Genomic DNA, 3,064 nt, shown 5'->3' on the forward strand with positions numbered 1-3,064 from the left:
GAGAGGCCAAAGTACTCTTTAATCATCCAGAAACCAGCGTCGTTAACGTGGTCGCAGAAGACTGATCCGGCACCAATACTCAATACCATCAACGCTGCCATGGCAGAATTGGACCCAAACTGGTGAGCCATTGGTGCAACCAGGCCGGCAGCCGTCATAGCCGCAACCGTGGAAGAGCCAAGTGATACCCGCAATAGGGCGGTGATTAACCAAGCAGCCAGGATTGGCGAAATGCTGGTCTGCGTAAAGAGATCAGAGATGTACTTGGAAATACCACCATCAACAAGGACCTGTTTGAAGGCCCCACCCCCACCGATGATCAGTAGCATAACAGAAATCTGCTTAACGGAAATAACCATTGAATCGGTGATTTGGTTCATCGTCTTGTTGCGGTGAAGCCCCATTGTAAAGATCGCAAAAATCAGTGAAAGGAGCATCGCCAGGTCGGGGGCACCAATGAATTGAATAGCCTCGTTAACCGGGTTGGACTTTGGGAAGACAAACGAACAAATAGTCGCAACGGCAATCAGGATAACCGGCATCATGGCAGTCAGTACAGAGATACCAAACTTAGGTGTTTCGTCCAGCTTGAATTCCTTGTACTCGCCAAGAACCGAAATGTCCAGATTCTTCCGGTAAACTTGTGGGTAAACCTTGTGCAGGAACCAGTTGAAAACCGGCCCGGCAATGATAATTGTTGGAATCGCTGCGATGATCCCGAGCAATAACACGTGTCCCAAGTTGGCACCAAGAATGCCAGAGATGGCGGTTGGTGCCGGGTGCGGTGGCAGGAAGGCATGGGTGACGTTCAACGTGGCCGCCATCGGAATACCGAGGTACATCAACGGCATATCCAGTTCCCGAGCAATAATGAAGATAATCGGCAATACAACAACCAAACCAACTTCAAAGAAGAGGGCCAAGCCAATGATGAATGAGGCCAGGATGACGGCAACTTGAATCCAACGACGACCAAACTTATCAATCAAAGTAGTCGCAATCCGGTAACCACCGGCATCGGAAACAAGTTGGCCAAGCATTGACCCGAAGCCAAAGATGATCGCCAGGTGACCAAGCTGGCTCCCAATACCAGCTTCGATCGTGGTTGGTATTTTAGTAAGCGGAATGCCTAACAGCAGGGCAACAATGAATGAAGTAATAACAAGAGAAACAAACGTATTAAGTTTGAGCTTGACGATCATAAAGATTAACAAAATGACGCCAATTAAGACAATCAATAATGGCATGAAACTAACCTCCGTCTATTTTCATTTTTCCTGTTGTAATTTGGCAATTGTGGAGTAAGCCGGTGTCAACAGGCCCTCAACTTGTTGGAAGAGCGGTAAGAACTTCTGGTAGGTGGCAACTGCATCCGGCTGAGGCTTATATGACATTTCCTTACCAATCAGATCCTCGACCGCGGTAAGACTACCAACCATTCCGAGGCTCTTCATCGCCATCGTGACGGCACCTAAACAGCCGGATTCAAAGGACTCCGGAATATTAACCGGACAGTTCAGAACGTCTGCCAGCATTTGTCGCCATACTTCCGACCGTGCAAAACCACCGGTCGCCGTTACACTAGTTGGTTGCCCAACCAGGTCGCAAACGGCAGAGAAGACCGTGGCGATATTCATGTTGATTCCCTCCATCACGGCACGCAGCATATCGGCCCGCGTATGAAGGTTGTTGAGACCAAAGAAGCTCCCCCGGGCATTGGCATCCCACAGTGGTGCACGCTCACCGCCCAGAAACGGCAGGAATATTAAGCCATTCGCGCCGGCCGGTTCCCCTGCAATTACCTCGTTTGCCAAGGTAAAAGGATCAGTGCCTTCATTCTTGACGGCACTTGGCGTTACCAGGTGCTCGACTGCCCACTGGTAAACATCTCCCCCATTATTAAGCGGCCCACCAACTACCCAGAGACCGTTGTCAACGGCATAACAAAATAGTCGTTCTTGAGGATCGATAACTGGGTGATCCGTGACAACCCGGACTCCCGCAGAAGTTCCGATTGTGATTGCAACGGTATCCTGTTTGATCGCCCCGACTCCCAAGTTGGAAAGGGCCCCGTCGAATGCCCCGTAAACGAAGGGGGTATCCTGTGGAATTCCCATTTTTTCGCATGCCTCATCGGTCAGACCAATTGCTTGCGTCGTTCCATTAACAATCTCGGGAAGCTGCTGTTTCTTGATCCCGGTGATTTCAAGGGCCTGGGAATCCCAATCGCCCGTGTTAATGTTCATCATTCCGGTACAGGAGGCAATCGAGATGTCGACTTTAAACGTCTTGAAGAAACAGTAAAAGAGGTAAGACTTTATATCCGCGATATACGCTGCCTGGGCAAGCTTCTCGGGAGCTGTTTCTTTTAACCACAAGAGTTTCGTAAGCGGCGACATTGGGTGAATCGGTGTCCCGGTATTGGCATACATTTGCTTGCCAAGTTCTGACCGCTTTAGTCTATCGGCGGCCTGACGGGCACGAGTATCAGCCCACGTAATCACCCGGGTCTGCGGCCGAAACTTCTTGTCCAGCAAAATTAAACTCTGATTAGCACTGGAGAAGGAGACTGCGAGCAGTTTCCCCGTATTAAAATCTATTTCCTGTCCAGCGTCATGGATGACCTTTTCCACAGCCTCCACCATTGCACCCGGATCCTGTTCCGCCATTCCACTTGCGTTGCGGTACAGGGAGTAACCCTGGCTGAACTGTTTGATGACTTGTGCATTTTGACTGTAGAGCACAGCCTTAGTACTGGTTGTGCCAACATCCACGCCAATTAAGTAGTCCATTTCCCATTTCTCCTTTGTAAGCGCTTTGGTTTATCGATACACCAATAATATAGCAGCAGGTGTAAGCGTTGTCAACACGTTTTAAGCAATTAGGAAAACGTTTCCCTATATTAATAACCTATTTAAGACTTTGATAAAGCCCAAAGTCTTAACCATCCTTGCCATAGCCACCTTTCTTTTCATGAATCGATTGACTATTTAAAAACAAAAAACCTCCCACATTTCGGCTATAATGCCCTCTAAGTATACAGATGAAATAGAAAATTCATCTT

2 protein-coding genes are annotated in these 3,064 nt (G+C 48.6%); both read right to left on the reverse strand.

The features are described from left to right. Positions 1 to 1,247: gluconate:H+ symporter (locus ACI31J_RS03200; RefSeq protein ID WP_439773004.1), on the reverse strand; the 1,247-nt coding region annotated here is incomplete at its 3' end. Between the two features lie 21 nt (positions 1,248 to 1,268). Beyond that, complete coding sequence (locus ACI31J_RS03205; protein ID WP_439773005.1) at positions 1,269 to 2,792, reverse strand: gluconokinase; 1,524 nt, start codon at positions 2,790 to 2,792, stop codon at positions 1,269 to 1,271. Positions 2,793 to 3,064: the final 272 nt, after the last annotated feature.

It is taken from the genome of Limosilactobacillus sp. (assembly GCF_051873075.1).
In the GTDB taxonomy this organism is placed as follows: Bacteria; Bacillota; Bacilli; order Lactobacillales; family Lactobacillaceae; genus Limosilactobacillus.

Bases quoted from the DNA above. Each gene is read 5' to 3' on its own strand.
- ACI31J_RS03205 (WP_439773005.1), bottom strand. From the start codon at position 2,792: ATGGACTACTTAATTGGCGTGGATGTTGGCACAACCAGTACTAAGGCT.